1 protein-coding gene is annotated in these 1,818 nt (G+C 38.3%); it reads left to right on the forward strand.

What is annotated here, in order from left to right; genetic code table 11:
• A partial coding sequence (locus ACTNDQ_RS15295) for an IS1634 family transposase (RefSeq protein WP_441064994.1) occupies positions 1–1,719 on the forward strand: 1,719 nt, incomplete at its 5' end.
• Positions 1,720–1,818 lie beyond the last annotated feature (99 nt).

Genomic DNA, 1,818 nt, shown 5'->3' on the forward strand with positions numbered 1-1,818 from the left:
ACAACATCAAAATCAAAAAATTCCGAGTCCTTTTATATCACTCAGTCCTATACAAATGCCGAAGGAAAAAGTACTTCAAAAACCATCCGAAAGCTAGGTACGTTAGCTGAATTATCAGAACAGCTCCATACAGATCGTGACGGAGTTGTTGAATGGGCGAATGAACAGGCTCGTCTTGAAACGCTGAAGTATAAAAGCGAAAAAGAGGATGCTACTGTCATGATCCCTTTTCATTCCAACAGACTCCTGGACTATAATAAGCAGAAACTTTTCTCTGGTGGATATCTTTTTCTTCAATCGATTTACTATGGTCTGAAACTTGATTCTATCTGCCGGAAAATCAAAAGCAGGTATAAATTCGAGTATGATCTTAATGCGATTTTGTCTGATTTAATTTATACAAGGGTTCTGGAACCTTCCAGCAAAAGTTCTTCCTTCCAAGCTGCAAAACAGTTCCTTGAACCTCCTACTTACGAACTTCATGATGTGTACCGAGCCCTTTCTGTTCTTGCTTCTGAAATGGATTTTATTCAATCAGAAGTTTATAAAAACAGCTTTTTTCTCGGTGACAGAATGGATCGGATCCTTTATTATGATTGCACAAACTACTACTTTGAAATTGAACAGGAAGATGGAGATAAAAAATACGGAAAAAGCAAGGAGCACCGTCCGAATCCCATTATTCAAATGGGACTTTTTACAGATGGTGACGGAATCCCACTGGCTTTCTCGCTCTTTCCCGGAAATCAAAATGAGCAGAAATCCTTAAAACCTTTAGAAACAAAGATTCTCCAGCAATTCGGCTGTGATAAGTTTATATATTGCAGTGATGCCGGACTTGCTTCTGAAGATAACCGTGTCCTTAATCACATGGGACAACGGGCATTCATCGTCACTCAGTCCATCAAAAAACTGCCTGTTGAAGACCGGACATGGGCTTTAAACAAAACTGGATTCAAATGTCTCGCAGATGATAAACCTGTTGATCTCAAAAAACTGACAGATGATGATAAGAACCAACTTTATTATAAAGATGAACCGTTTACGACAAAAAAACTGGATCAAAGATTAATCATAACCTACTCCCCTAAATATGCCGCTTATCAGAAAGCTATCCGTGCAGAGCAGATTTGTCGGGCAGAAAAAATGGTTGCAAATGGCTCTCTAAAAAAACAACGTAAAAATCCAAATGATCCTGCAAGATTTGTAAATAAGGTAGCTGTAACCGCTGAAGGAGAAAAAGCTAAAATCCACTATTATCTCGATACGGATAAGATTGCTGAAGAAGAAATGTATGACGGTCTTTATGCGGTATGTACAGACCTGCTTGATGATGACGTTGCAGATATCTTGAAAGTCAGCGAAGGGAGATGGCAGATTGAAGATTGTTTCAAAACTATGAAAACAGACTTTGAAGCCAGACCCGTTTACTTAAACCGTGAAGACCGGATCAAAGCCCATTTCCTTACCTGTTTTCTTGCTTTGTTACATTTTCGGTTATTAAACCGTGCCCTGAAAGGAACTTATACTACAGAACAATTACTTCATACTTTAAAGGAGATAAAATTTGCAGATGTAGAAGAACAGGGCTTCATGCCGGTATATGAACGCCAGGGAATCACCGATGATCTCCATGAAACCTGTGGATTCAGAACTGACTATCAATTCATAACAAAACGAAAAATGAAAGGAATTCAGAAAAAAAGTAAACGAAGATAAAACATTACTATATTTCGTGTATGCAAGAAAAAGTGCCACACCCCTTGTATTTACAGGGATTGTGGCACTTTTTTAACTAATCAACTGTCAAAGATGAGA

Origin of the sequence: Blautia massiliensis (ex Liu et al. 2021), from assembly GCF_052064225.1 — a bacterium.
GTDB lineage: Bacteria > Bacillota > Clostridia > Lachnospirales > Lachnospiraceae > Blautia_A > Blautia_A fusiformis.